Annotated in this window: 20 protein-coding genes and 3 pseudogenes; 5 read left to right on the top strand and 18 right to left on the bottom strand. The window is 61.3% G+C overall.

Translation table 11 applies throughout. The annotated features are described in order from the left end of the window. Positions 1–147: 147 nt before the first annotated feature. From D9599_RS27065 to D9599_RS27035, 7 genes are all read right to left on the bottom strand, one after another. On the bottom strand, positions 148–492 hold the full coding sequence (locus tag D9599_RS27065) for an H-NS family nucleoid-associated regulatory protein (RefSeq protein ID WP_198384406.1): 345 nt from the start codon (positions 490–492) through the stop codon (positions 148–150). 135 nt (positions 493–627) lie between these two features. Next, positions 628–963: a type II toxin-antitoxin system PemK/MazF family toxin gene (locus tag D9599_RS27060; RefSeq protein WP_198384405.1), complete on the bottom strand. Its 336-nt coding sequence runs from the start codon at positions 961–963 to the stop codon at positions 628–630. Further along, positions 964–1200: a hypothetical protein gene (locus D9599_RS27055; RefSeq protein ID WP_198384404.1), complete on the bottom strand. Its 237-nt coding sequence runs from the start codon at positions 1198–1200 to the stop codon at positions 964–966. Between the two features lie 74 nt (positions 1201–1274). Continuing rightward, the gene (locus D9599_RS27050) at positions 1275–2999 is read right to left on the bottom strand and encodes a type IV secretory system conjugative DNA transfer family protein (protein WP_198384403.1); all 1725 of its coding nucleotides are present in this window, start codon (positions 2997–2999) and stop codon (positions 1275–1277) included. Beyond that, complete coding sequence (locus tag D9599_RS27045; protein ID WP_198384407.1) at positions 2996–3331, bottom strand: conjugal transfer protein TraD; 336 nt, start codon at positions 3329–3331, stop codon at positions 2996–2998. Before D9599_RS27045 ends, D9599_RS27050 begins: the two co-directional genes overlap by 4 nt. Positions 3332–3338: 7 nt before the next feature. Next, positions 3339–3689 carry a conjugal transfer protein TraD gene (locus D9599_RS27040; protein ID WP_198384402.1) on the bottom strand — a complete coding sequence of 117 codons (351 nt, stop codon included), beginning with the start codon at positions 3687–3689 and terminating at the stop codon, positions 3339–3341. A gap of 186 nt (positions 3690–3875) precedes the next feature. Further along, on the bottom strand, positions 3876–4973 hold the full coding sequence (locus tag D9599_RS27035) for a DUF4268 domain-containing protein (protein WP_198384401.1): 1098 nt from the start codon (positions 4971–4973) through the stop codon (positions 3876–3878). A 263-nt stretch (positions 4974–5236) separates the two neighbouring features. Between D9599_RS27035 and D9599_RS27030 the strand changes: the two genes are divergently transcribed. The 3 genes from D9599_RS27030 (at position 5237) to D9599_RS27020 (ending at position 10742) form a co-directional block, all read left to right on the top strand. Next, on the top strand, positions 5237–5587 hold the full coding sequence (locus tag D9599_RS27030) for an MmcQ/YjbR family DNA-binding protein (RefSeq protein WP_198384400.1): 351 nt from the start codon (positions 5237–5239) through the stop codon (positions 5585–5587). A gap of 15 nt (positions 5588–5602) precedes the next feature. Beyond that, entirely contained in the window at positions 5603–8896 is a 3294-nt protein-coding gene (gene traA, locus D9599_RS27025) for a Ti-type conjugative transfer relaxase TraA (protein ID WP_198384399.1), read from the top strand. A gap of 517 nt (positions 8897–9413) precedes the next feature. After that, positions 9414–10742: a hypothetical protein gene (locus D9599_RS27020; RefSeq protein WP_198384398.1), complete on the top strand. Its 1329-nt coding sequence runs from the start codon at positions 9414–9416 to the stop codon at positions 10740–10742. A 160-nt stretch (positions 10743–10902) separates the two neighbouring features. On the opposite strand, the pseudogene D9599_RS27015 reads toward D9599_RS27020, so the two are convergent. Beyond that, a pseudogene (locus D9599_RS27015) lies at positions 10903–11661 on the bottom strand (IS5 family transposase). 961 nt (positions 11662–12622) lie between these two features. Further along, positions 12623–13813: a trypsin-like serine peptidase gene (locus D9599_RS32550; protein WP_375373082.1), complete on the bottom strand. Its 1191-nt coding sequence runs from the start codon at positions 13811–13813 to the stop codon at positions 12623–12625. Positions 13814–14128: 315 nt separating this feature from the next. Between D9599_RS32550 and D9599_RS27005 the strand changes: the two genes are divergently transcribed. Together D9599_RS27005 and D9599_RS32365 are read left to right on the top strand one after the other, a co-directional pair. Then, complete coding sequence (locus D9599_RS27005) at positions 14129–14815, top strand: recombinase family protein (RefSeq protein ID WP_198384396.1); 687 nt, start codon at positions 14129–14131, stop codon at positions 14813–14815. Then, positions 14812–15768 (top strand): restriction endonuclease, encoded by a 957-nt coding sequence (locus D9599_RS32365; RefSeq protein WP_198384395.1) that lies wholly within the window; start codon positions 14812–14814, stop codon positions 15766–15768. The genes D9599_RS27005 and D9599_RS32365 overlap by 4 nt, the downstream gene beginning before the upstream one ends. A 96-nt stretch (positions 15769–15864) precedes the next feature. Here the strand turns inward: D9599_RS32365 and D9599_RS26995 are convergent, their stop codons facing one another. The 9 genes and pseudogenes from D9599_RS26995 to D9599_RS26955 all read right to left on the bottom strand — a co-directional run. Beyond that, positions 15865–17340, bottom strand: coding sequence for a HEPN domain-containing protein (locus tag D9599_RS26995; protein ID WP_198384394.1), 1476 nt, complete (start codon positions 17338–17340; stop codon positions 15865–15867). Between the two features lie 216 nt (positions 17341–17556). Next, positions 17557–18785 (bottom strand): annotated as a pseudogene (locus D9599_RS26990) (IS3 family transposase). Positions 18786–18851: 66 nt separating this feature from the next. After that, a pseudogene (locus D9599_RS26985) lies at positions 18852–18988 on the bottom strand (IS5/IS1182 family transposase); the annotation flags it as partial. Between the two features lie 156 nt (positions 18989–19144). Then, entirely contained in the window at positions 19145–19825 is a 681-nt protein-coding gene (locus D9599_RS26980; protein WP_198384393.1) for a hypothetical protein, read from the bottom strand. Positions 19826–20136: 311 nt separating this feature from the next. Continuing rightward, entirely contained in the window at positions 20137–20520 is a 384-nt protein-coding gene (locus D9599_RS26975; protein WP_198384392.1) for a hypothetical protein, read from the bottom strand. Between the two features lie 690 nt (positions 20521–21210). Then, the gene (locus tag D9599_RS26970) at positions 21211–22839 is read right to left on the bottom strand and encodes a restriction system-associated AAA family ATPase (RefSeq protein WP_198384391.1); all 1629 of its coding nucleotides are present in this window, start codon (positions 22837–22839) and stop codon (positions 21211–21213) included. Then, complete coding sequence (locus D9599_RS26965) at positions 22836–24395, bottom strand: restriction endonuclease subunit S (protein WP_198384390.1); 1560 nt, start codon at positions 24393–24395, stop codon at positions 22836–22838. Before D9599_RS26965 ends, D9599_RS26970 begins: the two co-directional genes overlap by 4 nt. A gap of 81 nt (positions 24396–24476) precedes the next feature. Next, a complete protein-coding gene (locus D9599_RS26960; protein WP_375373081.1) occupies positions 24477–25883 on the bottom strand; it encodes an N-6 DNA methylase in 1407 nt (468 codons plus the stop codon). 673 nt (positions 25884–26556) lie between these two features. Continuing rightward, on the bottom strand, positions 26557–26906 hold a 350-nt coding region (locus tag D9599_RS26955), incomplete at its 5' end, for a transposase (protein ID WP_198384388.1).

The raw sequence follows: 26906 nt of genomic DNA, 5'->3' as shown, positions 1-26906 counted from the left end.
GCATGCGCGGCACGGCCGAGACGACGTCGCAGTGCTATCGACTGAACTAACGCCTTGCGCGGGCTGCTAGGCCGGCTTCTCGACACCGCGGCGGCGGTTGCCTTCCGGAAGGGGAGGGGGTGCGCCGCGGCGGGCGCACCGGTTGCCTCAGACCGCGAAGTCTTCCTTCGCCCTGCCGTGGTGGAGGGCCTCGGTCAGCCAGCGCGGCATGCGACCACGGCCGGTCCAGGTCTCGCCCTCGGGGCTGCGGTACTTGGCGGCTACAGCCTTACCAACGTCGCTGCGAGGCTTGCGGACGTTCGTGCGCGGACCGGGCTTGTCCAGGAGATCACCCAGCTCCAGACCGAGCTGGGCGGCCTTCTCGCGCATCTCCTCAATCAGCTGAGCCTTGGCGCCCTGCTTCTTGCCGTCGAGCGCCGCCTTGGCGTCCTCAATCAGCTGGTTCAGCTCGGGGACGCTCAGATTGTCGAGGTTGATGTCGCTTTTAGCCATTCTGCATTGCCTATGAAGTGGTGGGGCTCAATTTGCCCCTTCTCGCATTATGTATTCCTTGCCACTCCAGCAACGGCGGAACTGCTGCAAAATTTTCTTCTTTCTTGATTGTGACTGGATGCGGTTCAGCTTCGATCACGGCGAGTAAAAGCCGAAGACCCCGAAAAAAGCATCACGCTGAGAAGTGAGCCATTCAGGTGGTGCTTCGCCAAGCTTGCCGGCGATGACACCGAGATCCAGGGTCGCGAGCTTGTCGAAGCGCACGACGGAGGGGACCTTCAGACCCGTACCGGGTGTCGGCTCGATCGGAGCCATGTCTGGCCCAGAGCGGGGCACAGAGGTGATAAAGCACACCACCAGATCCGTCCGGCGCCCGTTATGGCGCGACACGACGAGAGCGGGACGGCGCTTGTCGCCCGAGAGGTCGGTGAAGGGGAAGCGCGTGAGGACGATGCTGCCGAAGTGGAACACCTAGCCGGCTTGCCGCGGCGTCGCCTCGACAAGGTCCGTGTCGCTGTAAAGGTCCGGTTCCTCGGTGAGCCACTCAAAGGCGCCGCCCGCCTCGACCAGGGCGGCCATCGGCAGGGCGTCCTCCTCGCCCTCCACCACCTCGACCAGCACGTGCACGCGGGTCTTGGCCGCGATACCGCGGCGGGCCAGTTCGGCCGAGACCTGCCCGGCCTGGGCGTCGAGGGCGATCCTGCTCATGGTTCCTCCAGGACGGGCACCTTACCACGCCTCATCGACGTGCGGCTAATGCCTGCAGAGACATGGGGAGCGCTCTACGCGTCAAAGAGCCCCCTGAACTCTCTGTCCTCGTAGTGGCGCAGCTTGGCAGCGAGGACGGGTCGGTGTCCGGGCCGGAGGAGGACCTGGAGGTCCGGGCGCAGGCGCATGGCCTCGTCGGGAGTGAGGAGGGGGCGGGCGGCGAGGTGGGTGCTGGTGCCCTCGCCCTCGCTCGCATGGCCACCGGAGAGGAAGGCCGGGTGGCTGCTGGAGGCGGAGGCGGTCTCGTAGGCCACCGTCCCGCTGCCGAGGGTGCGGGAGAGCCAAGTGGCGGTCTCGAGGTCGGCGGGGGAGGCGACCTGCACGAGGCCGGCGTTGGAGAGGAAGGTGCCGGCACGCTGTCCGTAGGTGGCGCGGAGCTGGTGCAGGTCCTGCAGGATGGGCCAGAGCTGGATACCGAGGCCTGCCATGAGGCCCATGGCGCGCTCGACGGGGTCGAGGCGGCCGAGGGCGGCGAACTCGTCGAGCAGGAAGAGCACCGGCGGGCGTGAGCCAAGGCCGGGGGCGGTGTCGACCGTGCCGAAGGGAAGTGGACCCGCCTGCAACGTGGAGGCCTCCATGGCGCTGCGGGCGAGGTGCTGGATGGCCTGGGCGACGAGGAGGCGGAGCCAGCGTGAATAGGTGTCGAGGCGGTCGGGTGGGAGCACGAGGAAGACGCTCCCGACTCCCCTCCTAAGATCCTCGAACCGGAAGTCGGCGCCATCCATGGCGGCGGCGATGCGGGGCCCGTCGAGGAAGTGGGTGTGGCGCTGGGCGGAGGAGAGGACGCCGGCGGCCTCGCGGTCGGACTTGCCGAGCTGGCGGTTGGCGGCGCGGGCGACCAGGCCGCCGGCTTCAGGAGAAGCGGCCATGTCGGCGAGCAGCGCCTGGAAGCGGGCCGGGGGCAGGGTGAGGGCGTCGCGCAGGGCAGCGAGGCGGCGGCGCTCGGGCGGCTGGGCGGTGAGGGTGTGAAGGAGGAGGCCGGCGATGAGGGCCTTGGCCTCCTCGTTCCAGTGGGCCTCCCCGGCCTGACCGGGCGGGTCATAGACGAGAGCGTCAGCCAGCGTCGCCACGTCCTCGGCGAGGTCGGGGGAGATGGGGTCGAGGACGGCGAGCGGGTCGTAGCGAGAGGCGGGCTGCCCGGAGACGCCGAAGGGGTCGAGGACGTGCACCGGCCCGAAGCGCCGCCGGGCGCGGGCGCTGATCCGGGCGTTCTCGCCCTTGGGGTCGATGCAGAGGACGGAGCGGCGGGCCAGCAGCAGGTTGGGGAGGACGGTGCCGACTCCCTTGCCGGAGCGTGTGGGAGCGATGGTGATGAGGTGGGCGGGCCCGTCATAGGCGAGGAGACGGCGCCTACCCGCGGCCTCGCGGCCGACGAGGAGACTTGAGAGCCCCTGTTGCCCAGCGCCGCGGGCGAGCGCGAAGGCGGCGCTCTCCCCGGGCGAGGCCCATCGTGCGGAGCCGTGAGAGGTGAGAGGAGGGGGCGCGAGGAAGGTCTCACGCAGGGAGGAGACGAGGCCGCAGAGGGCGCCGAGTGCGATGCCGATCTTGGCGCCCCAGCGGAAGACGCCGTGATCGATGACGACGGGGAGGAAGAGGTGCCAGGCGGCGGCGCCGAGAAGGCCGAGGAGGAAGCCGATCAGGGCGCCCTTACCGGTGCGGAAAAGAGCCAGAAGGAGGGCGGCCGGCAGGAAGAGGGCAAAGGCGAGGGCGCGGCGGGAGGTAGCGAGGAGGGTGCTCAAGCGGAGCCCCGCTCCGCTGCCGTTCCTCCACCCTGCGGCCGGCGCGCGGCCTCTGCCCCGGCCTCGCGCTCCTGGTGGAAGGCGCGGAGGCCGGCGTGGCGCCAGCGGGCGCGGAGCTGGGCGGGCGCCGCCTCATCGTCGCCATCCTGCAGCTGGGCGACGAGCTCGAGGAGGGCGCCGAGGAGGGTGGCGCGGTCGTCGTCGACGAGTTCGACGAGGCCGGCCTTGGCAACGAGGCCGCCGAGCTCGATGAGGTGGCGGGTGCGGTCGCGGCGCGCCCGGGCCCAGTCGCGGGTGTCCGAGCGGGCCTGGGTGGCCTCAGCCCGTGCGATGGCCTGGCTACTCCGCCGCCTGGCGTGGAGCAGGCGGAGCAGTTCGGCCCGGAGGCTCGGGAGCGGGCGCCGGGTCGTTGGCGCTGTCGACGTCGGCGCTGGCTGCGGCCTCGCGCTCGCGGCGAAAGAAGGCCTCGCCGCGCTTGCGCCAGCCCTCGACGGCCTTGGGGTCGGACTTGGCCTGCTCGAGGCCGCGCAGCAGGAGGCCAGCCAGCGCGTCGGGGTCGAGGGCGTCGGCGGCGCCGGTGGAGAGGAGCAGTTCGCCGAGCTGGGACTTCTGCCGGATGCGGAGCTGGCGTGCCTTGTCCTGGAGGGCCTTGAGCTCGGCCTCGATATCGCGCGGGCGGCGTGGCGCCATGGTGGGATCCTTACTCACTCGGTCGGCAGGCAAGCCGTCGTGGCCGCCCTCTCGGGTTCACGGCCTGTTCACGATGAGCGATGCCACAGGGGAAACGCGCTGCATACGCTGCAGCGGGAACAAGCCGCTCGCGTGACGATGCTGCGGCTGATACTCGGCGCCTCGTCAGCGGCTCGCTCCGCTGAGTCAGCCCCTGAAAGCCTGAACCGGTCCCTTCAATGCCTTCTCAAGCCGTACGGCCGCGTCGATGAGGCGGTCTTGCATGGCAGGCCACTCAGCCTCCGGAACACGCCAACCACCCTCCAAATTGTGGATGATCCGGCAGCCCAAGCGGCCCGGCATCTCTTCCCAATCGAGGCTCGCGCCGAACGCAGCTTCGATGGCTTCACGCTGAGCCAGCAATGCCTTGAAGGCGGCCGTAGTGCGTGCAGGGTCACTGCCGATGTTGATATAGCAATCCACCCGGCCGAGATCGGCTGTCAGCGAGAGATTTAAGCTGAATCCGCTGCGTCCTAGTCCCGATGAGAGCCACGGATCGCTCGTCGTGCTGCGGTTGACGTAGAGCGAAGTCCGGCCCTGCGAGCGCTCGATGAGCTGGGCCCAAAAGCGGCGACGGACCTCCTGACGCACCGTCCGGACCTTGCGGGTTTCCTCGGCCTTGGCCCTCACCCGAACTTCGTAGTCCCCCGCCTCTGGCAGCGGGACGATCTGTGCCACGTCGACTAGCACTTGCTCGCCCAAGCGATAGGGTCTGAGGCGGATGCAGGTCACGTCCAATCCGCGCTTGTTGAGCCACAGCACGGAGGTTGTCACCTCCGTCGAGAAGTCTGCCGACACGAGGACGATGCGAACCTCGTCGGTTAGCTCGATCTCTTCAACGGAAGAGAGTCCAAGGAATTCGAGGACGCTCTTCTCGGCCCTGACCGGACCATCATCGCCACCGAGATAGCGGGCGTGCGCCCCGACAGCCTGATCGAGGGTCATGTTCGACACCATGGCGGCATAGCGGACTGCCTGGAGGTCCATGTGGCCGCCGTCCTCGGTGCGCTTGATCTCGACGACGACCAGGCGGGCTTCCCGATCGAGACATAGCAGGTCGATGCGGCGGCTGCTGTCCTCCCAATCTCCGAACTCCTCGGCGAGAACCATGAGGTCGTCACCCACGGGAGAGATATCGGACTTCAGCAGACGTTGCAGGTCCCGACGTTCGAGCATTCGCTCATTGACAAAGGAGGTCGCCGGCACCGGCTCAAGCTTCTGGTCTGCCACCCGGTACAACGTCACTGAACCAACTCCGGCATATTCAACGCGGCATCGTTATACGCGCCTTGGTGTCCTCTGCCAGAGACGGGCCGAACTGAGAAGCAGTACGCCCCGAGCCCCCCGTCATGGGCGAGCACAGCGAGCGAAATGCGCGCTTATACGTCACCTGCGGTGACGTCGCGGCGGTGTGAGGTCAGCGCAGGCGGAATGGTGGCTGCTCTGGACTTCCAAGATGATCCCGTAGGCGGCAGCCTTTGCGCTCACTGAAGAGGCTCCCTGCTGCTGTGACGCCCGACACCTTTCGCCGCCTAGCACTGGAGCTGCCGGAGGCGGTCGAGGGCACGCACATGAGCAAGCCCGACTTCAGGGTTGGCGGGCGGATCTTCGCGACGCTTGGCCGCCCAAACGAGGAGTGGGGCATGGTGGCGCTGAAGCCGCACGAGCAGGATCTGCTGGTGGGCGCGGAGCCGGTGATGTACCGCCCAGTTCCGGGTGGCTGGGGCAAACGGGGGTGCACGTACGTCAACTTGGCCGAGGTGGACGAGGTGTCGCTGCGCTCGGCGTTGCTGATGGCGTGGCGCGGCAAGGCAGCCAAGCGCCTGGCAGCACGCCACGCAGCGCTGGTAGACGCCTGAAGGCGGTTCGGCGTCGTGGCGATCTACCACTTCTCGGCCAAGGTGATCTCGCGCGGTGCGGGGCGGTCAGCCGTGGCGGCGGCGGCGTACCGGTCGGCGTCGCGGCTGGAGGATGAGCGGCAGGGAGTGTCGCACGACTTCACGGCCAAGGGCGGCGTGGTGAACGCGGAGGTGCTGCTACCGGAGGGCGCACCGGAGCGGTGGGCTGACCGTGCAACGCTGTGGAACGAGGTAGAAGCGGGCGAACGGCGCAAGGATGCCCAGCTCGCTCGTGAGGTGGAGTTCGCGCTGCCGCGGGAGCTGAGCCGGGCAGAGGGCGTGGCCTTGGCACGGGACTTCGCCGAGCGGGAGTTCGTGTCGCGAGGCATGGTGGCGGACCTCTGCGTACACTGGCCGATGGGGGAGGACGGCGAGGCCAAGCCGCACGCGCACGTCATGCTGACGATGCGGCGGGTGGCGGCGGGCAGCGGACCGGCTGGGTACGAGGGAGAAGCCGGGTTCGGGCCGAAGGAGCGGGAGTGGAACCGGACCGAGCTGCTGGAGGGCTGGCGGGAGCGCTGGGCGGAGCTGGCGAACGAGCGGCTGCACGAGCTGGGGCACGACGCGCGCATCGACCATCGGAGCTTGGCCGAGCAGGGCATCCCACTGGAGCCGCAGCACAAGGTGGGACCGGCGGGGCAGCGGCGGGCGGAGCGGGGCGAGGCGGCGGAGCGTCGGGCCGAGCACGACGGCATCGCACGGCGGAACGGAGAGCGGATCGCGGCGGACCCGAGCGTCGCGCTCGACGCGCTCACCCAGCAGCAGTCCACCTTCACGCGGCACGACTTGGCGCGCTTCGTGTCGCGGCACACGGATGGGGCGGAGCAGTTCGCGTCTGTGCTGGCCAAGGTGGAGGCCTCGCCGGAGCTGGTGCGCGTCGGAGAAGATGGGCGCGGGCGGGAGCGGTTCAGCACGCAGGGGATGCTGGCAGCTGAGCAGCGCATGGAGGCTGCCGGAGCGGCGCTCGCCAAGGCGTGGGCGCACCGGGCCACCCCGGGGGCGGTGGACCGCGCGGTGCGTGCCGCAGCCAGGGGTGGGCTGCGGCTGGGCGAGGAGCAGCAGCGGGCGGTGGAGCACATCACGGCGGGCGGGGACCTGGCGCTGGTGGTGGGCTACGCCGGTACGGGCAAGAGCGCGATGCTGGGGGTGACGCGGGAGCTGTGGGAGGCGCGGGGATACCAGGTACGCGGTGCGGCCCTGTCCGGCATCGCGGCGGAGGGGCTGGAGGCGGGCTCGGGCATCCGGTCGCGCACCCTCGCCTCCCTGGAGTGGGGCTGGAAAGAAGGCCGCGAGGCGGACCGCCTAACGAACCGCGACGTGCTGGTGGTGGACGAGGCCGGGATGGTCGGCTCGCGGCAGATGGAGCGGGTGCTCTCTGCTGCCCAGGAGGCCGGCGCCAAGGTGGTGCTGGTGGGCGACCCCGAGCAGCTGCAGGCGATCGAGGCCGGGGCGGCGTTCCGGGCGCTGGCGGAGCGGCATGGGGCGGCGGAGATCGCCGAGGTGCGGCGGCAGCGGGAGGACTGGCAGCGGGAGGCCACGCGGGAGCTGGCGACGGGGCGCACGGAGGCGGCGCTCGGGCGCTACGAGGCGGCCGGGATGGTGCAGGGGCACGGCACGCAGGAGGAGGCGCGTGCGGCGCTGGTGGCGAGCTGGGCAGAGGAGCGCCGCAGGAATCCACAGCCGGGCGAGGGCCCGAGCCAGGTCATGCTGGCGCACACGCGAGCAGACGTGGCGGCGCTGAACCGGCTAGCGCGGGAGGAGCTGCGTGCTGCTGGGGAGCTTGGGGCGGAGCACCAGGTGGCGACGGAGCGCGGCGAGCGGGCGATGGCGGCAGGCGACCGGGTCATGTTCCTGCGCAACGAGCGGGCGCTGGGGACAGGGCCGGACGGGCGTGGGGGCGTGGCGGTGAAGAACGGCACGCTGGGCACGGTGCTGGCGGTGGAGGCCGGGGGCGAGCGGCTGACGGTGGCGCTGGACGGGTCCGGCGGGCCGGCGGGGCAGGGAAGGGCGGTGACCTTCAACCTCCGCGACTACGCCCACCTGGACCACGGCTACGCGGCGACAGTGCACAAGGCGCAGGGGGTGACGGTGGACCGGGCGCATGTGCTGGCCGGGGCGGGGATGGACCGGCACATGGCCTATGTCGCTCTGACGCGGCACCGGGAGGGGGTGCAGCTCCACTGGTCGGCGGAGGCGATGGGGAGCCGCGAGGGGCTGGCGCACACCCTGGGCCGGGAGCGGGCGAAGGACACGACGCTGGACTACGCGGTGCTGGGGCAGGGCGGGGCGGAGGAGCAGGCGCGGCACGCGGCAGCGTTTGCGGAGCGGCGTGGGCTGCACCCGTTGGCACCGCATAGCGAGATCGTGGTGGAGAGGCCGGAGAGGACAGCGCCACTGCTACCGGCGCACCGCGACCCTTGGAGTAGGGACAGCCTTGGGCGCGGCACGACGGCGGGCGAGGTCGCTGCAGCGGTCGCGCGGGACCAAGGCGTGCAGCATGAGGAGCACCACCTGACGGTCTGGCTCGGCGCTGCCTACCGCAACCCGGCCGACGCACGGCACCGCCTCCATGCCTTGGAGAAGGCGGAGGGCGGGCCGCTTGGGGCGGAGCGGGCGCTCGGGCACAGTGGGCCGGAGCTGCTGGGTGAGTTGCGGGGCAAGACAGGGTGGTTCGCCTCGGCCGCAGCAAAGGCGGAGCGGGAGGCGGCGCAACGCTGCTCGGGCTCGATCGGGCCTGGGCTGGTGCGGCTGCGGGAAAAGGAGGGGAAGGCAGCGGACTGCTACGTCCGCGACGTCGAGGCGCAGAAGGGTCAGGACGCGGTGGAGATCCCCGCCCTTTCGCCGGTTGCCTGGGCGGCAGTGCGGGCAGTGGAGGGGGCGGGGACGCCGGAGCAGCGGGAGGCGGCGCGGACCAACCGGTACAGTCCCCTTGCCTTTGAGCGGACCGCTGCAGTTGGCGGGGTGTGGGCGCGGGAGGTGGCCGCAAAACCGAAAGTCGCGGCGGAGCTGCGAGCCTTTGCGGAGGCGGCGACACGTCGGTTGGGCGAGGAGGGTGTGCGGGAGCTGCGGCGGAGCGTGGGGCGAGCGATGGAGTTGGCTGAGGGATCGGCCAGTCGGCCGCGCGAGGGGATGGCCGCGGTCGGGCGCGTGCTGGCGGCAGAGCTGGAGGGACGGCTTGGGATGGAGGCGGGGGAACGCACCCAGGAGCGGCAGCGGGAGGCGCAGCAGGAGCGAAAGGGACTAAGCCGAGGGCGCGGAATGCGGATGTGAAACGGATTCAGGAACTATCCCTGTTGCCGTGGTACTGCGCGTAGACCGCTGCAGGTGCATCAACTTTGCGATCAGGCGCAATGGATGGCCGACTGCCCCTCACCAGCGTGGAAGAAGCCTGTTCATCCCACTTAAATCAGCCCTAATCGATCAGCGCCGCCAGCCGGCCCAGCTCGTGCCGCCACTCGATCATGTCGATCAAACTGGGGTGAGCAGATTGTCCTGCTGAGCCGTGCCGGAACGGTGCTTGTGGCTGGCAGAATACAAGGCTTTGCCGCTGATGCCGAAGCGTCGGAACTGACGAAGCTCCTAATCAAATCAGTGCGTTGAGAGTTGTTCAAAGCCACATCATTAGCTGCACATGTTTTTCTATGGACAGGGCAGCCTAATTGGCGCTGTGCTGTTGAACGAACAGGCTGAGCGCCGCCAATACAGAATCTTGTAAACGATAAAGCGGCCCTATGGCCCGCCCGATGTGTGAATCACTGTGCCAGTCCATGCTCAGGGAGACCACGAAATGCGGTTGATGACTGTCGCATTTACTGTTTGCGCATCACTTTGGGCAGGTGATCTGCACGCGCAAATGACGCCTATTTCAAGAGGCGTCCTGTCTCCTGAGCTTCAGCAACGTATTGCTCGTTTAGCATCGAGACAGCAAGCAGTGCTGAGCTTCGAAGCGCCTTTGCTCGGTCAGTCGCAGATCGCGGCGCGGCTTGAGACTGACATAGAGCTTCAGGCAATCCAACGTGCAATCGCCGAGGAATTGATTGGAAAAGGTTACGACCTTTGGTCAGGACCAATGTTTACTCGCTGTATTGTCCCTCAGGCGATTACGTTTCGGCCGGTGTCGAGCAATGGCCACAATCTGCACAACGTCTACAACGTTCGTCAAATCGAAAACATTTCTGAGTACAGTGAGGATCGTAGTAGCGGTGTTAACGCCTCGTTGACATACAAACTATTGTCGTTTGGCGGAGGAACTTCCGAATACGCGGGTTCAACTTTTGAGTCAACTAATAAATACATTGACATCTATATCCGCTACGTGGGTGACGAGTATGCAGCTAACCAAGGTTCACCGACACCTGCCGCAACAGCTGCTGTTGGCGCTGGGCATGAGCGTTTTAGCAAAGTGTGCGGCCAGCAATTTATCAGCCGAGTCGGTTTTGGTGTTTCACTAGATGCCCGCCTTACCGCCGAAGTACAAATCAACGAAAACTCGCAAAGCAATAAGGCCGAAGTTAGTGTGGGGTTCAGAAATTTAATCAGCTTTGGGGCAGATTCGGCATCTACTGTTCAAACTCTTGGGCAGTATGCGGAAATATCGTCATCAGTTTTGGCTAACGGTGGATCCCAGCCGAAGCCAGAGGACTTGCTCGACTATGCTAGGCGGTTCGGCGAAACTAATCCAGCTGCCGTATCAACTCAAGAAATTTACATCGAGACTACACCTTATTCTGAGATCGCTTACCGCATCTTTGCTAAATTTGATGATGTGGCAATGAGGGCTACAGGCATTGTGCTAGATCTTCATGACGACCGACTTGCCATCCTCCAGCAGCGAGCTGATTTAAATACTGCAATCAATAATCCGACGTTCTTCACTGTGGATTCTGAAACAAAATCCTTGGCTGAACTGACAGCCTTGCGTGACCTTCAGTCCACTTACTTAGATAGACTTGGAGAATTGTGGGCTGTGTGCCGAGCAGCGCTTGATGAACCTGGTATAGAAAAATGCAGGACTGCCATTCCGCCCAATTCAGTGAGACCTGCACGCTTAGATATTAGACTGACTGGACAAGCTGCTGCGCCTCCTACTTCAATTGGGCACTCAGCACCACCGTAAGGGCCTGGTGGAAGTTCAGGCAGCGCGTCCGAAGCATTGACGGCTGCGAGAGCCAGGGACACTATAGTGCCGAGGAGAAGGTCCGGCTGGTTGATATTAGTGTCATGGACCTTCTGGACGTCAGTTAACTGAATGGCATCTCTCTAGACCCTAGGGCTTGTTAGCACCTGATCCAGTCGAGTGTGGCGGCGAGATGTAGAACGCCGAGGGAGGATGAGGCCGCTTTCTCGTAGCGCGTCGCCACGGCGCGCTACTCCTTGAGCCTGGCCCAGAGGCGTTCAATACGGTGCCGGTTATTGTAGATCCAATCCCGACAGGTGACTGGAGCCCCGTTCCTCGTGGGCGGTATCGCGGATCGTGCGCCGAGGTCCCAGACGTGCTCGCGGAAGGCATGGCTGGAGTAGCCGCAGTCGCCTACCACCCAGAGCAGTACGCCGGAAAGCGTGGCGAGGAGGGGCACGGCCTGGGGCAGTTCGTGCGCTTGCCCTGGCGCCAGTGAGAAGGCGATGAGGCGGCCTGCGCTGTCCGCGATCACGTAAACCCTGATGCCGAAGCCGCAGCGTTCGAAGTGCTGCTACGGCTCGACCAAGCGCCTCAGCCCATCCCGCTCGGCCGCTGTCGCGCCTTTTTGGTCGCCCCGGCTGCCTTAACGTGCGCCCGCACGGAGGTGCCGTCGAGGAAGGCCATGCCGAGCTCCATGCCTCGGTCCTGCGCCATGCTCAGCAGGCGCTCCCAGACGCCCAGGCGCGACCAGCAATGAAGGTTGTGCGGCCATCCACCAGGGCCCCTCCTTCGGAGGCAAGGCTCGCCACTCCGCGCCGTTGTCATGCCACCAGAGAATGGCCCCGACGGACCGGCGCAGGTGCTGAGGTGGTATCTTGGCGTGCGGGCAACAGGCCTCGACAAGAGGCTCCAGCACCGCCCACCGCTATCCGTCAGCGCCATCCCGTTCTCCAGAAAGCCAAAGAACGTAGGCACCTTGCCAAGGATTCAGGCGCTAATGGGCCCTAATTACAAGTACACCAGTAATGTATTGTGTTGTCTGATTTTTTCTCTTCATGAAGTTTGCAGGTGCCGGTACAATCAACGCTCCTACAGCCTTTGGTTATTATATTTCCATTTTCATCTAATTCCATTTGTACTTGGCATTTAGGCGAACCGGCTAATGGAGAAGCGGTGGATAAGCTGCGCGAATTCATGTCGTAAATAATTTTGTCCGCAATCAGTAGTTTTTCGGTCATGGTTATCTCCCAAGTGTTCAAGGAATTTTGACGAAGTTGAGTGTTGATTAGATAATGCCAGTTTGAGTTACAACCAATAAGGGTAAATATCTCCATTTAACGGCTTTTAAATCCAAATGTGGAAATTTATTTGCAGGTAGTTTAACCGCCAGTGAAAGTGGCACTAGCTTTGTATTTTCCACAAATCCCTTCTGCTGATCCCGAGGCGGCCCTTTGATCATAATTGAATTGGCAAGTAAGATCTTCCTGCTTGCCTCGTTGTGCATCGGAAGTTTCTGATGTGCGCAGGATGACTTCCTGTGGGTTGCAGGACACCGTAAAAACTCCAGTCATAGGGCCCCTACCGGATACATGGCCTAAAGGGTCTTCAGCATGAAACACCAACGTAGAGAGGTCGAATATGTACTCCCATGAATCTGTCCCACTGCCATCTTGAGGAGTAAGTTGAGCGTGAATTCTTTTGAAATCACAAACATCATTTTGGGCATGACTTGTTGGTGAAAATAGTAAAGTCAATGCAATTAATAGCAGACCTAGAAATTTTGTCATCGCTGGCGTCTTTCTCTTTCCACGGGTTTGATAGACAACCTCAAAAAATTTGTATCCGGATTTCGTTTGTTTGAACCGAAAAAATCTATTTTATGGAATCGATCGTCCTACCTCTTTATCTTGGTTTTGCAAAGAGCCGCTATCATCAAGTGAGAGCATGCGGAGCCAAGGAGGAGTCATGGTGAGGCGATTTGCTAGCTCGGGAGCATTGCAGCTGGCTTTGAAAGCCTCCGGCGCGTAGGCACAAAGACTCGTGGCGCAATCACGATCTTCTGCATCAGGACCCTGCGTTCGATAGTACCAATCACTCGGTCCACTTCGAACTATCCCAAGCAGGCGATGGCTGGCTGTGTCAAAAATAGGGCCTCCCGAATTGCCATGAAATATGGGCAGATCGGTTGCAAACTCGATAACGTTAGATGTTCTACTCACGCGCCCGCCTGGTGCTAGTTTTAATGGCAAACCATCTGGGTGTCCGAGTGCATAAACGGATTGACCGTCACGAATTGTCTCATTCGTTGTTGGCCAACCAAGCGCACGGTTCCTGACCGGCTCTCCAGCAAGGTGCAGCAACGCCATATCCTGGTTAGCAGCTGATTTTGTTGCCGCAACCCATGTAATTCGCCGAAGGCGATCATCCGACGTGGGCATGTTAAGAGGCGGGGCCCGTCCAGCCTCATACGCCAAATCCATTACGACTAGGAGATCTCGGGGATTGACTCCTTCAATGCAGTGCGCTGCCGTAAGTACAGTTGTCGGAGAGATTAGTACGCCTGAACAGGATGCGTAGCTATTTTGCTCTCTGAATCGTTCGCTACGGCAGGCTGTTCGGGGTATCGCCGAAGCGCCCTGCGCAGGAAAAACTTGGCGCTGCCTCGATCCATGAGAAACTGTGTGGAACGTTACTAAATTGTTGAGTGTGCCAGCTACGGATTCTGTGTCGCTTAATGCAACGTTAGACTCGTCGAAGTCACGTCCGCGCCGCAGTAGAGCAACAGTAGCACGTGCATTCCTTTGAACGGCAGGGTCGGTGCAACGGAACGCATCAACTCGAGTGTCGATCGAGCCGTGCACTCCGAAAAGCCGGATTTCACCATCCTTGTCCGTTCCCCAAACATTGCTACACGGGCCGGCTGTTCTTGTAAGATCGGCTTGCTGAGCAGCAGCGCTGAGAGGAAGGAGTAGCAGAAGCTTGAGGAGCCTTTTCACAATGATCCTCCAACTTGCCAGTATGTGACGCCCGTAATGCACAACTCTTCCGTTATTCGGATCAAAGCACATTGCTATGAGGAGAGAAATAAGTTTTTCAGCCCGCTTCATAACGATTGGCAAATGTTTAGCGAGGAGCATGAAGGCAGCTAAAGTAAAGGGGGTAGCCAAGTTAATAATGCCCTCGCAATCACCGGCGAAGCGTCGACGTCGTTGGATCCAGCGAAGGACCTCTCCACGACCCCACCTAAGTTGTAGAGAGAAGGCTTTCTAAATCAGTTGTTAGAAATCGGCTTGGCCGGGGGTGGCACTGAGGCCAGTTTTCAACCCGTGGAACGGTCGTTTGGGGTTGAAAAATTTGGCCGACGAGGGTGCAATCGGGGACAGATGGCCGCCTCTGAGACCCGCTTCGTCGCCTACCTCCGCGTCTCCACCGACAAGCAAGGGCGGTCAGGCCTCGGCCTGGAAGCCCAGCGCGCTGCGGTCGCTGCCCATGTGGAGGGCGCACGCGGTCGCATTGTCGCCGAGCACGTCGAGGTGGAGAGTGGGCGGAGGAAGGACCGCCCGCAGCTCGCCCTCGCGCTGGAGGCGGCCCGCGCGCTGCGCGGTACCCTCGTCATCGCGAAGCTCGACCGCCTCGCCCGCAACGTTGCTTTCGTCTCTAACCTTATGGAAAGCGGCGTCGAGTTCGTCGCGGCCGACCTGCCGACGGTGAATCGCCTGACGGTCCACATCCTCGCCGCAGTCGCCGAGGAGGAGGCCCGCATGATCTCGGCCCGCACGAAGGCTGCCCTCGCCGCGGCGAAGGCGCGCGGTGTGGTGCTCGGCAACCCCGGGCTTCTCGCCCGCGATCCGGTCCTAGCCGCCCGGGCGAACGCTGTGCAGGTTGTCAATGCCCGCCGCCGTGCGGATGCGGTGCAGCCCTACCTCGACGCTGCACGAAGGGCGGGGGCGACGACGCTTGCGGAGATGGCCGAGGCCCTCATGGCCCGTGGCGTGCCGGCACCCCGTGGGGGACGCCGCTGGTCGCCGGCGCAGGTTCGTCGGATCGCGATGAGGGAGCGCCCAGGGTGAGCGATGCAGCCTTCCACTACCCACCCGATCTCTTCGGGCTGCTCGTCGAGACGATCCCGGTCCTCTGCCGAGCGAAGGCGGATGTGGTGCTGTTCTTCCGGAACGCAGGGGTGCCGACCCCGATGACTGCCGACCTGGAAGGGCGAATCAGGGCGGACCGCGCGAGCATCAACAAGTACGAGATCGCCCGCACTGTCCTCACGAGGATAAACGAGGGCGGTGACGCGCTCCTCTCTACCCGGCGGGAACTGCTCAAACGGGTAGCCGAATTCGAGGACTTTACCCGCTGCTACGACTCCGATGCGATGAAGGCGAAGGGTCTCGTCGGCGAGGTCCGTCGCGTCGTCAACGTGAAAGACAGCTTCACGCGGATGAGCCAGGAGCGCGACCGAGAGGCCGAGGCGAGGCGTTCGGAATACGAAGGGCGCCTCGCCGCCACCCGCCAGCGACGCGAACGGGTCGAGGCGGTAAAGGCCCTCCTCTTCACGCTCTTCGGAGAGGCGAACCCGCAGCGACGCGGAAAGGCACTGGAGGGCGTCCTCAACGACCTCTTCCGCACCTACGACGTGCTCGTGGCTGAAGACTTCAAGCGGACTGACGACGTCGCGGGCGTGATGGAGCAGATCGACGGCGTAGTAGAGATCGACCACCACATGTACCTCGTCGAGATGAAGTGGTGGGACAAACCTCTCGGGCCGAGCGACGTGTCGCAACACCTCAGCCGCCTAATGCTGCGGATGAACGTCAGCGGCATCTTCATATCCAGTTCGGACTATACCCCCGCCGCATTGGAAATGTGCCGGGATTTCCTCCAGCAGCGCGTGTTGATTCTCTGCACGCTGCGCGAGGTCGTGGACGTACTCAACCGTGATGATGACCTTGTCAAAATGTTGCGTGCGAAGGTTCGCGCCGCGAAGCTGGACCGCAACCCTTTCAAGGAGGTCACTGCGTAGGCCCCCTGAGACGGCCGCCACGCTGTCTTCGACAGCAGGCACGCCCGAAACTCGAGCGCATGAGGATCCTCAATCCACGAGTCAGCGCTGGCCCTGTCAGGTCTGCATCTGTGGAAGCGAGGCAAGGAACGCGTCTCGATCATCGGCGCCACCGCTTTGACTATACTTTTGTAGTTCCACCGCGTACTCGGCGATTGCCGCGGCAGCCAAGCTTTCAAGTTGCGCGCGTTCGCCGTCGAGCGACTGGTGGACGGCCAGTATCGATCCGTGGGCAACCTCGGAACGGAGTTTGTAACCCCGCTTGACGAGCTGTCCGAGCTTCGTGCCGTCCGGCAGCACAGGCGTGGAAGCAGGTGTGTCGGTCAAGCGGCAGACCAGTTCGAGGATTCCCCTCTCCTCGCGCCCGCCGCAAAGCACGTCGAGTGCGATCACGAGCATCACGACCGCCACAAAATCCACGTCCGCAAGACAGGCGCGGCCGAACCAGTGGGCTGCGTTGAACCACTTTTCTGCAAGCTTCGGACAGGGATGGATGGGCGACAGGGTTGCCGACGCCGCCAAACATATGCCCGCGGCGTCGAACACTGGCCGCGAGGCGTCAACGATAGACTGAGCAAGGCCTGGTGCCCCGCTCACGCCCGGTCGGTTGATCCGCCACCCATGGGCGAGGTCCTCGCCCGCGACTTGGCTAAGGCGCTCGACGGAAAACGGAACAACGCTGTCTGCGGCGGTGGAAACGAGCCTCCGATGTGTCCCGTCGAGCACCAGCCGAATGGTGTCGAGGGCGACGCGAGTTGCCAGGAGACCTCGCCTCCTGGACTCCTCGCGCTCGAAGCCGTCCACCTCTACGCAAGCTATCCACTGATCCGTGCGAATCTGCCGTGCGATCGTTCGGGCGTGGAATGTATCCTTGGGTTCCGAATGCCGGCGCGCGGCCGTGAACGCGTGAGCCCAGGCCGATGGGTGAACGGGTGCCTTGGCGAAGGCCCGAACGGATGCCCTAATGCCCGCAAGCCATGAGCCACCCTTCAGCCGCCTACCGGCCCAGAGCACCCTCACGCCGGGCATCCACGACGACTCCTTCCCGCGCCGTGCCGTGATCGCGCCGAGCCAGTCTTCCCTTCGGATGAACCGGACAGGCCCAATCGAGAAAGGCGCGCAGTCCTGGGCGAGGAAGAGCCAAACGGGGACGTAGTGGGTAATGCTCTGCCCAATGGACCGAGCCTGAGACATCAGATGTTCGCGGATCATGGGCCAGTGCCGGCCCGGTTCTGATTCCTGGGAGAGTTCAGGCAACAGCTTGCCCACGACACGCGAAGCAAGAAGACGCATCTGGTCGCGGTCGATTGCTGCATGCATGGCTGGGTCGTTTGCCCGCACGCGGTCGGCAAGCTGCGTTAAGGCTTCCATCGCCACATCGGTGGTGGGATAGGCACCGTTCTCGCCTGGGATGTGAGGACCGAACGGTGCGTATCTGCCATTCTTACGGGCCTTCGATTCGAGGCTGCTCGGGTCCTGGCAGGCTAAGGTCTGCTCAAAGATCGTTGCGACGAGATCACCGTACGACGGCATGAGGAAGCACCCCTCAGAACAGGGTCATCAACGGCCACGCCGCGTGTGCGGCCCGAAGAAGCTGCCCCCCTCCAAAAGGTGCGCCGGGTCGGATGTCAACGGCGCATCGGTAGTGAAGTGGAGTATGTGCTCGGGCTGTCGGCGGTCCACACCCACGTTGCCCAGGAGATCTTCGCAACTGTACCGCCCGCAGTTGCTGAGACACCTGAGTGGAGCCTATGCGGCGAGAGCCGCGGGTGAAAGCTGATCCTTGCGGACGGCATCCGGTGTTCTGAAGCCGTGGCGCTCGATGAGCCAAGTTGAGCTGTAGGTCAGGCGGAACTCGAGCAGCGCCTGGCGGAGTTGCTCGACAGTGTCGAAGGTCCTGACCCAGAGGAGGTTTTCTTTCAGGGTGCGGATGAAGCGTTCGGCACAGCCGTTCCCCTCGGGTGCCCGCACGAAGGCGGGCGAGCTCCCGATACCGAGGAACGTCAGCTCGCCCTGGAAGGCGTCCGACATATACTGGCTACCGTGGTCATGGCGCACCGCGAGCCCCGCCGCGATGCCCTTGGCGAAGCCGCCGAAGTGCTGGCGCACGCCTTGGCGGAGAGGCTCCAACGCCCCAAAGCGGGTGCCGCGCCGAGCGGCGTGGACGCCGACGCACCCGGCGCTGTGGTGGTCGATGGCGACAAACACCGCCGCCTGACCCTCAGCTGTCCAGGTGGTGGTCATGTCGGTGCCCCAGATGGTGTCCACCGCATCCGGGATGATGGTGCCGTCGTGGTTGCGCGGGCCCCGAGGGCTGCCGGCCCGCGATGGGGCGAGCAGGTCGTGCTCGCGCATGAGCCGTAGCACCCGGCGGCGGGAGGTCCGGACGCCCTGTATGCGCAGCCTTGCCCAGACCTTGCGGTGACCCTCGCCATGAAAGGGGCTGGCGGCGAGGACGGCGCGGATCGCCTCCAGCAGTGCTGCATCCGGCATCGGCCCGACCGGCCCAGGTCTCCTGCGCGGCTCCGTCCGAGCTAGCAGGCGGTGTCGGTAGATCGTGGCTCGGGCTGCCCGCCAGATCTGGCATACCCGAGCCAAGCCGTAGGGCTTGCCGCTGCTGGGCGAAGCGGTCAGGCTCATGGCCGTGACCTCCGCCGACCCAAAGGGCGGCCACCCTCGAGGGCCGCGACCTTAGCCTCCAGCAGCTCGCGCTCAAGCAACATCTCGCCCAGCCTCGCCTTGAGCCGCTCGCTCTCAAGTTCCTCCCCTGCCGTGGGCCGCGTGGCCAGGCTTGCCTCACCAGCCGCGAGGAAGGCGTCGCGCCAGTCGCTCAGGGTGGCTGCGGTCACACCCAGCGCTCGTGAGACCGTCTCCAGGTCCTTGCCCCGGAGCAGCCGCAGCACTGCGTCCCGCTTGCGCTGCCGTGACATCCGACCACCCCGACCTGGACCGGCCGCGTCCACTGTCTCTGTCGTCATCGTGCACCCCATCAACGGATACCGTCCGCTTGCGGGGCGTCTCATTCAACTGTGGGGCGGAGGACCAGCCCATACCCGCTCGAACCAGGGCCAGTCGATCAGCACCGCGAGCCGGACCAGCTCGTGCCTCCCCCATCGATCATGTCGAGCAGTCGAGGACGCAGCAGGCCGTCCTGCTCGGCCGGGTGGGAACGATGCTTCATGACCAGCAGAACACAAGCTTTGCTGCCTGTTCCAATCAAACCCTGCAATTCCAACGCCACAGATCCCGAGCTTTCCTGCCCCAGATCAGCAGGTTGCTGGTTGTTCAAGGCTGACCAATGTGCCTGCCCCTCTTGTTCTCTCGAATACTTGAGCTCCTAACTGACCGGAGGAAGGTAGGACGATAGCCACGGCCATTGTTGAAAACAGTTTTCCACAATGCGGCGATGGATCTGTTCATCGCCCTCATCGTGCTGCGCGAGGGTCAGATAATAGTTCTGGCCCTCGTGCTGCACATAGACGATCCACTCCCCTGTTAGCGCTCCACGCTGCTTACGCTGGTCGTAATAGCTCATCATCTGGCGTGCGGCCTTGGCCGCGTATTCCATCGCCTGCTCAGGCGTGTTGTCCTCCGGATACTCCTGACGGAGCTGCTTGAGGTAGCTTAAGAACACTTTGCGGATCCTGCCGTGTTCGAGCAGGACGTTAGACGGAACAGCTTCTGCCGCATGCCGGAGGTAGTGGCCCTTCCATAATCCTCGCAGCGGAGGATGCCGAAACCGGTCCGGAGCCTTCATGCCGTAAGGCTCTCGGACACCTTCCATTATCTCAATTTCAGCCACGACTTTAGGCGTGATCTGGACCGCTCCTTCGACGAAGGTGTGAGCATACAATTCCAAGCCCAGCTGGTTTGACACTCGGCCGGGTGCTACCTGCTTTAGGCCGATAACCCGAAGGAAGTTGTCGTATTCCTGCTGACTAATCTCAAACAACATGGGTGGCAGGTCAGGACTGTCGATCATGGTCCACAGAGTGGCATACGTGCCGGCGACGCGCATCAATAATGCGAAGAACCTCTTACTCCATCTCCAGTTCTGCCAGTAGGTGAAGGCCTGCCAAATAGATGATCTACGGTGTCAGCACCACGCAAGTTGAGCGAGGACGGTTATTGCTCATGTGCTGGGGTTCGACTCTACGAACATCATCAAAGTCAGCGGCTGTTACCCCTCGCAGCAGGTCCAATCTGCTGGATGGTTTAGCATAAGCAAAGTTGCTGACCTCGCAGCATAGCATCCACAACGCTCTAATCAGCCGCTGAACGCGCCTGACCCCGCACCAGTCGCTGCTACTTACATTGGCCGAAGTCGCGCTATGACCCCGTTCCACGGAGTTGGCGTTGGCTGCGTACAAGTCCCGTGAACCATGCCGAAAGGCGATCTGCATCTTTACCTTCATAGCAATGCCAACGCAACATCTCGAAGACGGAACGCCTTAAATGCGAGGCCTCGCCCTTCTCGCGCTGGAGAACAGCAATCATGTAACGGTCAAGGGCTTCAACGACCTGCTGACGGGTTTCAATTAAACCAACTTCGCGCTCGCACCAGAACGCAAATAGTTCAGTCCAGTCCCGAAAGTGTGCGTTGGCCTTGCCTTCGTATCGTTGCTTTATATTAAATATCCGATCCCAATTTGCAACAGCTTCCGGATCTCCCACCAAGTCTATCTGCCACGCGGGGAATGGGAGGAGGTCCACCGCGTCTCCCTGGAACGGGCGGCTTCTGGTCAAAGAAATGTGTGCATGCTGACTGCCGTACGGGTCAAAGCACCTTCGCCGCTGCCCCGCTCCATCGCAAATAACGTCCTTGGCTAGCTTATACGAAGAGTTGCATTTCCCTCCCATTGGGGAAAGATTGCGGAGATTTGCGCCTGCGAACGGATAGTGATGTTTTGGCAGGTAGTGATCTAAATCTTCGCGTGCTAGACCGGGTGCTTCGAACGGTTCAATTCCACAAAAAGGACAGTACTTACCATTGGGATCATTGAATATTATCGCGTAATGGCGATCTCGAATCTTCAAGAACTTTAACGTTTCGAAAGCAGCGGCGTAGAGTTCCTTTATTGCGACTCGAGCCTTGGCCGGAAGAGTATCTAGTCTTGGGCAAGCAGTAACCCCGTCGAAGACTGCCGGTATATTGTTCTGAGCTCGCAGCGCTTGAAGAATTTTTCCCCTTTGCCGTAGACTTAGTGACCTAATCACAGTACATAGGTTGGTATACCGCGTTGCTAGCGCCTCTCGGTCTTGCAACTCTACTGGTAGATCGTCTACCCACGCAGGTACAGGATCGCCGTTATCCAGAGCACCAAGGAGGCGAGTCACCTTCCCGGCGATTGCCTCATGGACCCAATTTTCGCTCGTAGCAGCGATTGGATAAACGTTCAGCATCTAAGTAAATGTAACACCCTGTTCGAGCTGCCGCAAACGGTCTAATAAGAATGCCTTCTCGAACGATGAGCCAAGCGTATTGATAGCCTCCCGCAATTGATCCGGAGTGCCGGCTTGCATCAGCTGCCTTATCTCGTCGCGTGCAAGCTGAGAAATAGGCGGACTTACCTTGAAGCAGTGCTCAAGTATGCGGTCGAACGCTGCGCCGTATGTTTCGATCGAAGGAGTTTCCACGGTGACCTTACCATCAGCGTTCTTGGAGAACACGTGAACCTGTTCTCGGCGAAGATCCGAGGGAACAAAAGGAGCGTGGGATGTGAGCAGTACGTCTTGATGGGCACGCCCGTCCACTGGCAGCGTTGTAATACGTTTCACAAACTCCACCCGCCAACGTGGATTAAAATGCGACTCTGGTTCATCAAGAATAAAAAGTACATTATTTTGCAAAATCATCGCGAACACGCCGAGAACCTGTGCCTGCTGATGCTCACCATCCGACAACGAAACGTAATCTAAGGACTTTTTTATATCCTCCTCTTCACCCCTGTAGAATCTTACCTGCTCAAAACGGAATATCTTTTCTTCATCCTGCGGCTCTGGTAACCGTGATGCAAATCGCCTAGTCTCTATTTCTTTTTTTAACCGATCTCGCGCCTTACTGGGAATTGCCAAGTCATTAAGCAGAGCTAGTTTGTGGAAAGCTCGATATAGCGAAATTGGCGTGCCAAAATTTTCTTTAAAGATGTCCCGAGTTGTATCTGTTACTAAATAATCCAATATATAAACTTCGCTTTTCGGATCATACGACCAGCAGGTAGCTGCTGCCTTCAGAGCGCCGATGTATCCTTCCAATTCCTCCGTAAGCTGAACACCTTTGCGATATTTGCTTATACGACGAGGTGTGCGAAGACGAGGTAAGTGGTTTAGTTGTATTACGCAACGGAATGAGGCGAGCCGATCCAACCGGGCGTGTTCAAGGATCTCCTTCTGGACTGATGGCTGCCCTAAAAGGAGGTTGGCGACTAAAACCTCGAGGTGAGTGCTGTAGTCGATAAGTAGCAATCGATTATCTGACACAGTGGACTGCGGTTCACCGAACGCAGCCTCTCGAACCCCTCTAGCATACCCGCGACGGCTCACGAAGAAGGGCAGACTGAGAGTTTCGTTATCACCAGAAGTGTATCCGACGATCAGGGCCGGGAGGCGCTCGCCAAAGCCAGCGTCTGTAAGAGCAACCGCCTGCCACTCCTCACCGTCCCAAACCGACATCTCTATTGGCAGCGTCCGCCTTCCCTTCTTGCATCGCCTAAGCCGTACTTGTTCCGGCTGAAGGTCCGGCTGACGTGAAACTAAGTAGTTTATGGAAAAGAGGGTAGACCGATCAGCAACCTCGCGCTCCTCACCTGGAGAATGGGCGTGCCACGCTGACTGAAAAACTTCAGCTAGCAGCTGAAGTAGTTGAGACTTTCCAGAGCCATTAGGCCCAATCAGGCAGTGCGGAGCAAGAGCGCCACCGGCACCGCCAGCTAATTCAGATGTAGTGCCGGCTCCTTCGAAATCAACTTCGAGTCCGTCGAGCAGCCCACCGCAACTCGCTGCTGCCTCGACAGAGAGACGAAGCAATTTCATGAAACCCTCCTGAAGAAGCACATTGCCTGAGTTAGCGGGTCGTATCGCTGCTCCAGCTTTGGCTCAGCTCCCGCGAGAAGCTCGAAAATCGCATCCCTCAAAGTTTCATAGTCGCTCGGCACCTGCTCTCGCAGAGCCTCGAACGTGATTCCGTTTTCCGGCCATCGCGTCAGAAATTCACTAAGTGTCCGCATCTTCGGTCCTGTTTTGTTTGGGCCCTCCTTGCGACGAGCATTGAGTGCTGGTCGGGCAACTGCTTTCGATACTTTTAGAGCAGGAAAGCTTTCTCCCTCTGCGCGTGGCGCGAGCCGGCCCTCGAAGGCTTTACGGAAGGTTGCTCGTCTCGCAGCGTCCACCGCAGAAATGACTGTTTGCGCCTGCGATCGCAGTATGTGAACCCAACGTCTTTGCTCTTCGAGCGAGCTAAGGGCAATGCGTGCTTCGTCGACACTCGGCAACACCGTTGGAAAAGCGCTCAATCTGCTTTTGCTAATCGATGCCAGGTTAGTTGTCTGTTTTGCTTCGGAAAGAAAGTATTCGCGCCCAATCTCATTTGCATACAGAGAGACAAATTCTGGCGGAAAATCCCGATCCTTCAGTCTAATTCGGTAGACGTGATTCTGATGAATGCAGTCCGGTATTTCTTCTCTCCAAACCCACCCACGACCGAGCTTATCCCGATCTCCTCCTTCATTCATTAGAATATCACCGGCTCGGAGCCGGTACCGCTCAGCTTCGGTTGGAGTGACCAAGACCTCCTTCACGTCGCTGAGGTCGAAATACCCGCGTTGAACATTAGCCACCCGAAGGTATGGACGAGAAACTAATTCCGTGGATCCGTACCGCTTGCCTAAAGTGAGACCACTTTGAATGTCTGCGATGTCTCCCAGCGTTGAGAGGTAAGTATCGCGTGGCTCAACCTGCAATTTACCGTTTTGCGGGTGTGCGGATGACAGAATTCGTCGGACGAGCGCCCGCTCATAGGCATCCACTAGGACGAATACATCATCCAATCGTACACGTGCACCGTCGAGTGAAGCAACAACGGCAGTGATTTTCTGTGCAATTGCGCGTTGTTCGGAAAGCGGGGGCAGCACAACTTCTATGTTCTTCAAGCCTTCGAAATCGATACTCTGGACTGTCGTTCCGGGTTTTAACGTTCGACGGAGGATGTCACCGGCTTGAAAGAAGAGTTGATAGTAGAGGAACACAGGATCGAGGTCGGCCACCGGTGTGAGAGCCTTGATATCCTGGTTGATCACTATCGGAACAGTAGTGACAGCCATGGGCAGCGTGTGCGCCAAGATGCCACTTCGGGTTACAAACACGATAGAGCCGGGTGGTATGATCTGAAGTCCAGTGTCGTCGACAGCTTGCTGCGTTACCTTGTCGATAGCAGTCTCAATAAAGACCTGTTTGATGTCCTTTGGTGACACCCAGGGGATCGTACCCTCCGACCAATAGGCAGGGTACGACTTTGACGGGGTGCTACCTGATCGCCACCCCCCCACTCGGTTAAGAGGTGCCCTCAGCCAATCGGCGGGAGCTGAAGACATCAGTTATTCCTCAGTAGTCTAATCGCGCTCGACGCGAGCACCAGTGGAGAGTTGTGCCCGTGCAAGGACAGGAGTGCTCTTTCAATCAACATCCGTACCTTGCTCGAGTTCGGACGCAGCCGTTTCAACATCACTCAGCGCAAGCCGCAGCATTTGAGCAATAGACGCTACAATCTCATCCGGCTCGCGCTCATCTACCTCTTCCTTTAAGCCTTCGTTCAGCCAACGCAGGTCAAGATTGTCATCACGTTTGGCGATCTCCTCACGTGAATACGGTTTAAAGCGTTCATCTGCTGACGCATCTCGTGAGCTTCGACCAAGGGGATCGGAACCAAACGATTTAAGAAATCCGGCAAATACCTCGGAATTTAGCTGACGACCCTTGCGAAACCTTGGCATGTTGGTTCGAAGGTCATAGACCCACACTTGATTGGTGGCAGATTCTCCTTGCCGGGGCCGCACGAAGATAAGCACGCTTGTCTTTACGTCTGCTGCGTAGAATATCCCTGTAGGTAGACGCAACAAGGTGTGTACGTCGCAGGTATCGAGCAAATGCTTTCGGATCCGCCGCCCTGCTCCGTCCTCGAACAGCACATTATCTGGAAGCACAACAGCGGCGCGTCCGCCCGGTTTTAGGGCAAGATAGATGTGCTGGAGAAACAGAAGTTGCTTGTTCGAGGTAGGGTGAGGGAGATCGCTCCGTCGGGCACGCGCCCCGCCCGCACTACTACCAAAGGGCGGATTCGCAATGATGACGTCGGGAGGTAGCAGATCGCTGACATCCTCCGTTAGAGCGTCACCATGTATAACCTGTCCTTGCATATCATGAAGAAACATATTCATGAGGCAGAGTCTATAAGTGTCGCTTTCAATTTCAACTGCCTGATAGATGGGCGCTTTTTTTTTGCGACCGGGCGCAATTTTATCGGCCATTATATAATCGTGCGCCGAGATCAAGAATCCGCCTGTACCTGCTGCGGGATCTTGAATCACCTCACCTGGTCGAGGTTGCAGGACTTGCACCATGACGTCGACCAGAGAGCGAGGTGTAAAGTACTGACCAGCGCCCGAACGTGCTTCCGATGCACTTCGCTGTAGCAACCCTTCGTAAATTGCTCCTAAGCCATCGTCTTTTGCTTCATGCCAATCAATTGCGTCTATGCCACGCACAACCTTTTGAAGATTTTCATCGTGACTGAATACTGTCGTCGGAAACCGAAAAATTTCTCGGACAGTTTGATGCGGCGAATCTTCGCCTAACGTGGTCAGCATCTTGCGATAGTGGCTAAGCATGCCTCTGCCTGCGTGGGACGTTAGGTCTGCCCAACGACACCCGACTGGCAGCAGATCCTCACGCCCGGTTTCAGAGGCGATCTTGAGAAACAGTAAGTAGGTGAGTTCTGATAGATATTTATGATAAACAATACCATCGTCCCGTAGCACGTGACAGAGCGACCAAATCCGCTTCGATATAATTGAAATCGACATCTTGAGATTTCACAGCGCCTTGTCGGTCAATTGGTGTCTTGGCGGGGGAGCGGCGTTCCCTTCCTCTCGGGACAGGCCGTAGCTGCTGGGCAGCATAGCGGCAACCGCTTGATCACGCGATCGCGGGAGTCGACTTTTTTCCCTCGGTATCAACGGAGTGCTGGCCTACCCGGCAGCTGAATGCGCCATTTTCAGTCGGAAGTAAGGTCCTGATGCCGACCTTATGAAGCTTGGACTGGTCACAAGGATTGGTAGTGGGGCGGCGAAGCGATGTGGTCCATCTAGGCAATTGAGTTGGTTGCAGGGTTGGCTGCAGCTCTCGGTGATGGCTTAGAGGTCGAGGAAGGGACGGAGCGTGAGGAAGTGCTCACGCAAATGGAGCCGGACAGCTCTCGACCGGGTTGAGCTTGGGGGCGTAGGGCGGCTCGAAGACGAGGCTGACGTTGGTGGGGGGCTGCGAGGCGTCCCGCAATTTACAGCCTGGGTCGGCGAGTAGGAGGGCGACGTGTACCTGCTCGGGAGAGTGGCCGCGTAAACGGTCGGAGAATGCCTGCATGGCGAGCGTACCGACTTTGGTGGGCACGAGGGCAAAGGCCTGATCGGGGCTAGGTCGGGCTGCGCCGAAGATCCTGGCGGATGCGTATCTCTGGTTGACGGTGCCGACTAGGGCCTGTTAGCGCCTGATCCAGTCGAGTGCGGCGGCGAGGTGTAGGACGCCGAGGAAGGACGAGGCAGTTTTCTCGTAGCGCGTCGCCACGGCGCGCCACTCCTTGAGCCTGGCCCAGAGGCGTTCGACGCGGTTGCGGTTGTTGTAGATCCAATCTGGACAGGCGACGGGGGCCTCGTTCCGCTTGGGCGGTATCGCAGGTCGTGCGCCGAGGTCCCAGACGTGCTCGCGGAAGGCATGGCTGGAGTAGCCGCGGTCGCCCACCACCCAGAGCGGTACGCTGGGAAGCGTGGCGAGGAGAGGCATGGCCTGGGGCAGTTCGTGCGCCTGCCCTGGCGCCAGCGAGAAAGCGACGG

Origin of the sequence: Roseomonas sp. KE2513 (genome assembly GCF_016107305.1) — a bacterium.
Lineage (GTDB): Bacteria > Pseudomonadota > Alphaproteobacteria > Acetobacterales > Acetobacteraceae > Roseomonas.
The sequence above is the reverse complement of the archived record's forward strand: the minus strand, read 5'-3'. Positions and strand labels throughout refer to the sequence as shown.

Coding starts and splice junctions, on each gene's coding strand:
- D9599_RS27065 (WP_198384406.1), bottom strand. CDS start 492: ATGGCTAAAAGCGACATCAACCTCGACAATCTGAGCGTCCCCGAGCTG.
- D9599_RS27055 (WP_198384404.1), bottom strand. CDS start 1,200: ATGAGCAGGATCGCCCTCGACGCCCAGGCCGGGCAGGTCTCGGCCGAA.
- D9599_RS27040 (WP_198384402.1), bottom strand. CDS start 3,689: ATGGCGCCACGCCGCCCGCGCGATATCGAGGCCGAGCTCAAGGCCCTC.
- D9599_RS27020 (WP_198384398.1), top strand. CDS start 9,414: ATGCGGTTGATGACTGTCGCATTTACTGTTTGCGCATCACTTTGGGCA.
- D9599_RS32550 (WP_375373082.1), bottom strand. CDS start 13,813: ATGTGCTTTGATCCGAATAACGGAAGAGTTGTGCATTACGGGCGTCAC.
- D9599_RS27005 (WP_198384396.1), top strand. CDS start 14,129: ATGGCCGCCTCTGAGACCCGCTTCGTCGCCTACCTCCGCGTCTCCACC.
- D9599_RS26995 (WP_198384394.1), bottom strand. CDS start 17,340: ATGCCGTCGTACGGTGATCTCGTCGCAACGATCTTTGAGCAGACCTTA.
- D9599_RS26980 (WP_198384393.1), bottom strand. CDS start 19,825: ATGCGCGTCGCCGGCACGTATGCCACTCTGTGGACCATGATCGACAGT.
- D9599_RS26970 (WP_198384391.1), bottom strand. CDS start 22,839: ATGAAATTGCTTCGTCTCTCTGTCGAGGCAGCAGCGAGTTGCGGTGGG.
- D9599_RS26965 (WP_198384390.1), bottom strand. CDS start 24,395: ATGTCTTCAGCTCCCGCCGATTGGCTGAGGGCACCTCTTAACCGAGTG.
- D9599_RS26960 (WP_375373081.1), bottom strand. CDS start 25,883: ATGTCGATTTCAATTATATCGAAGCGGATTTGGTCGCTCTGTCACGTG.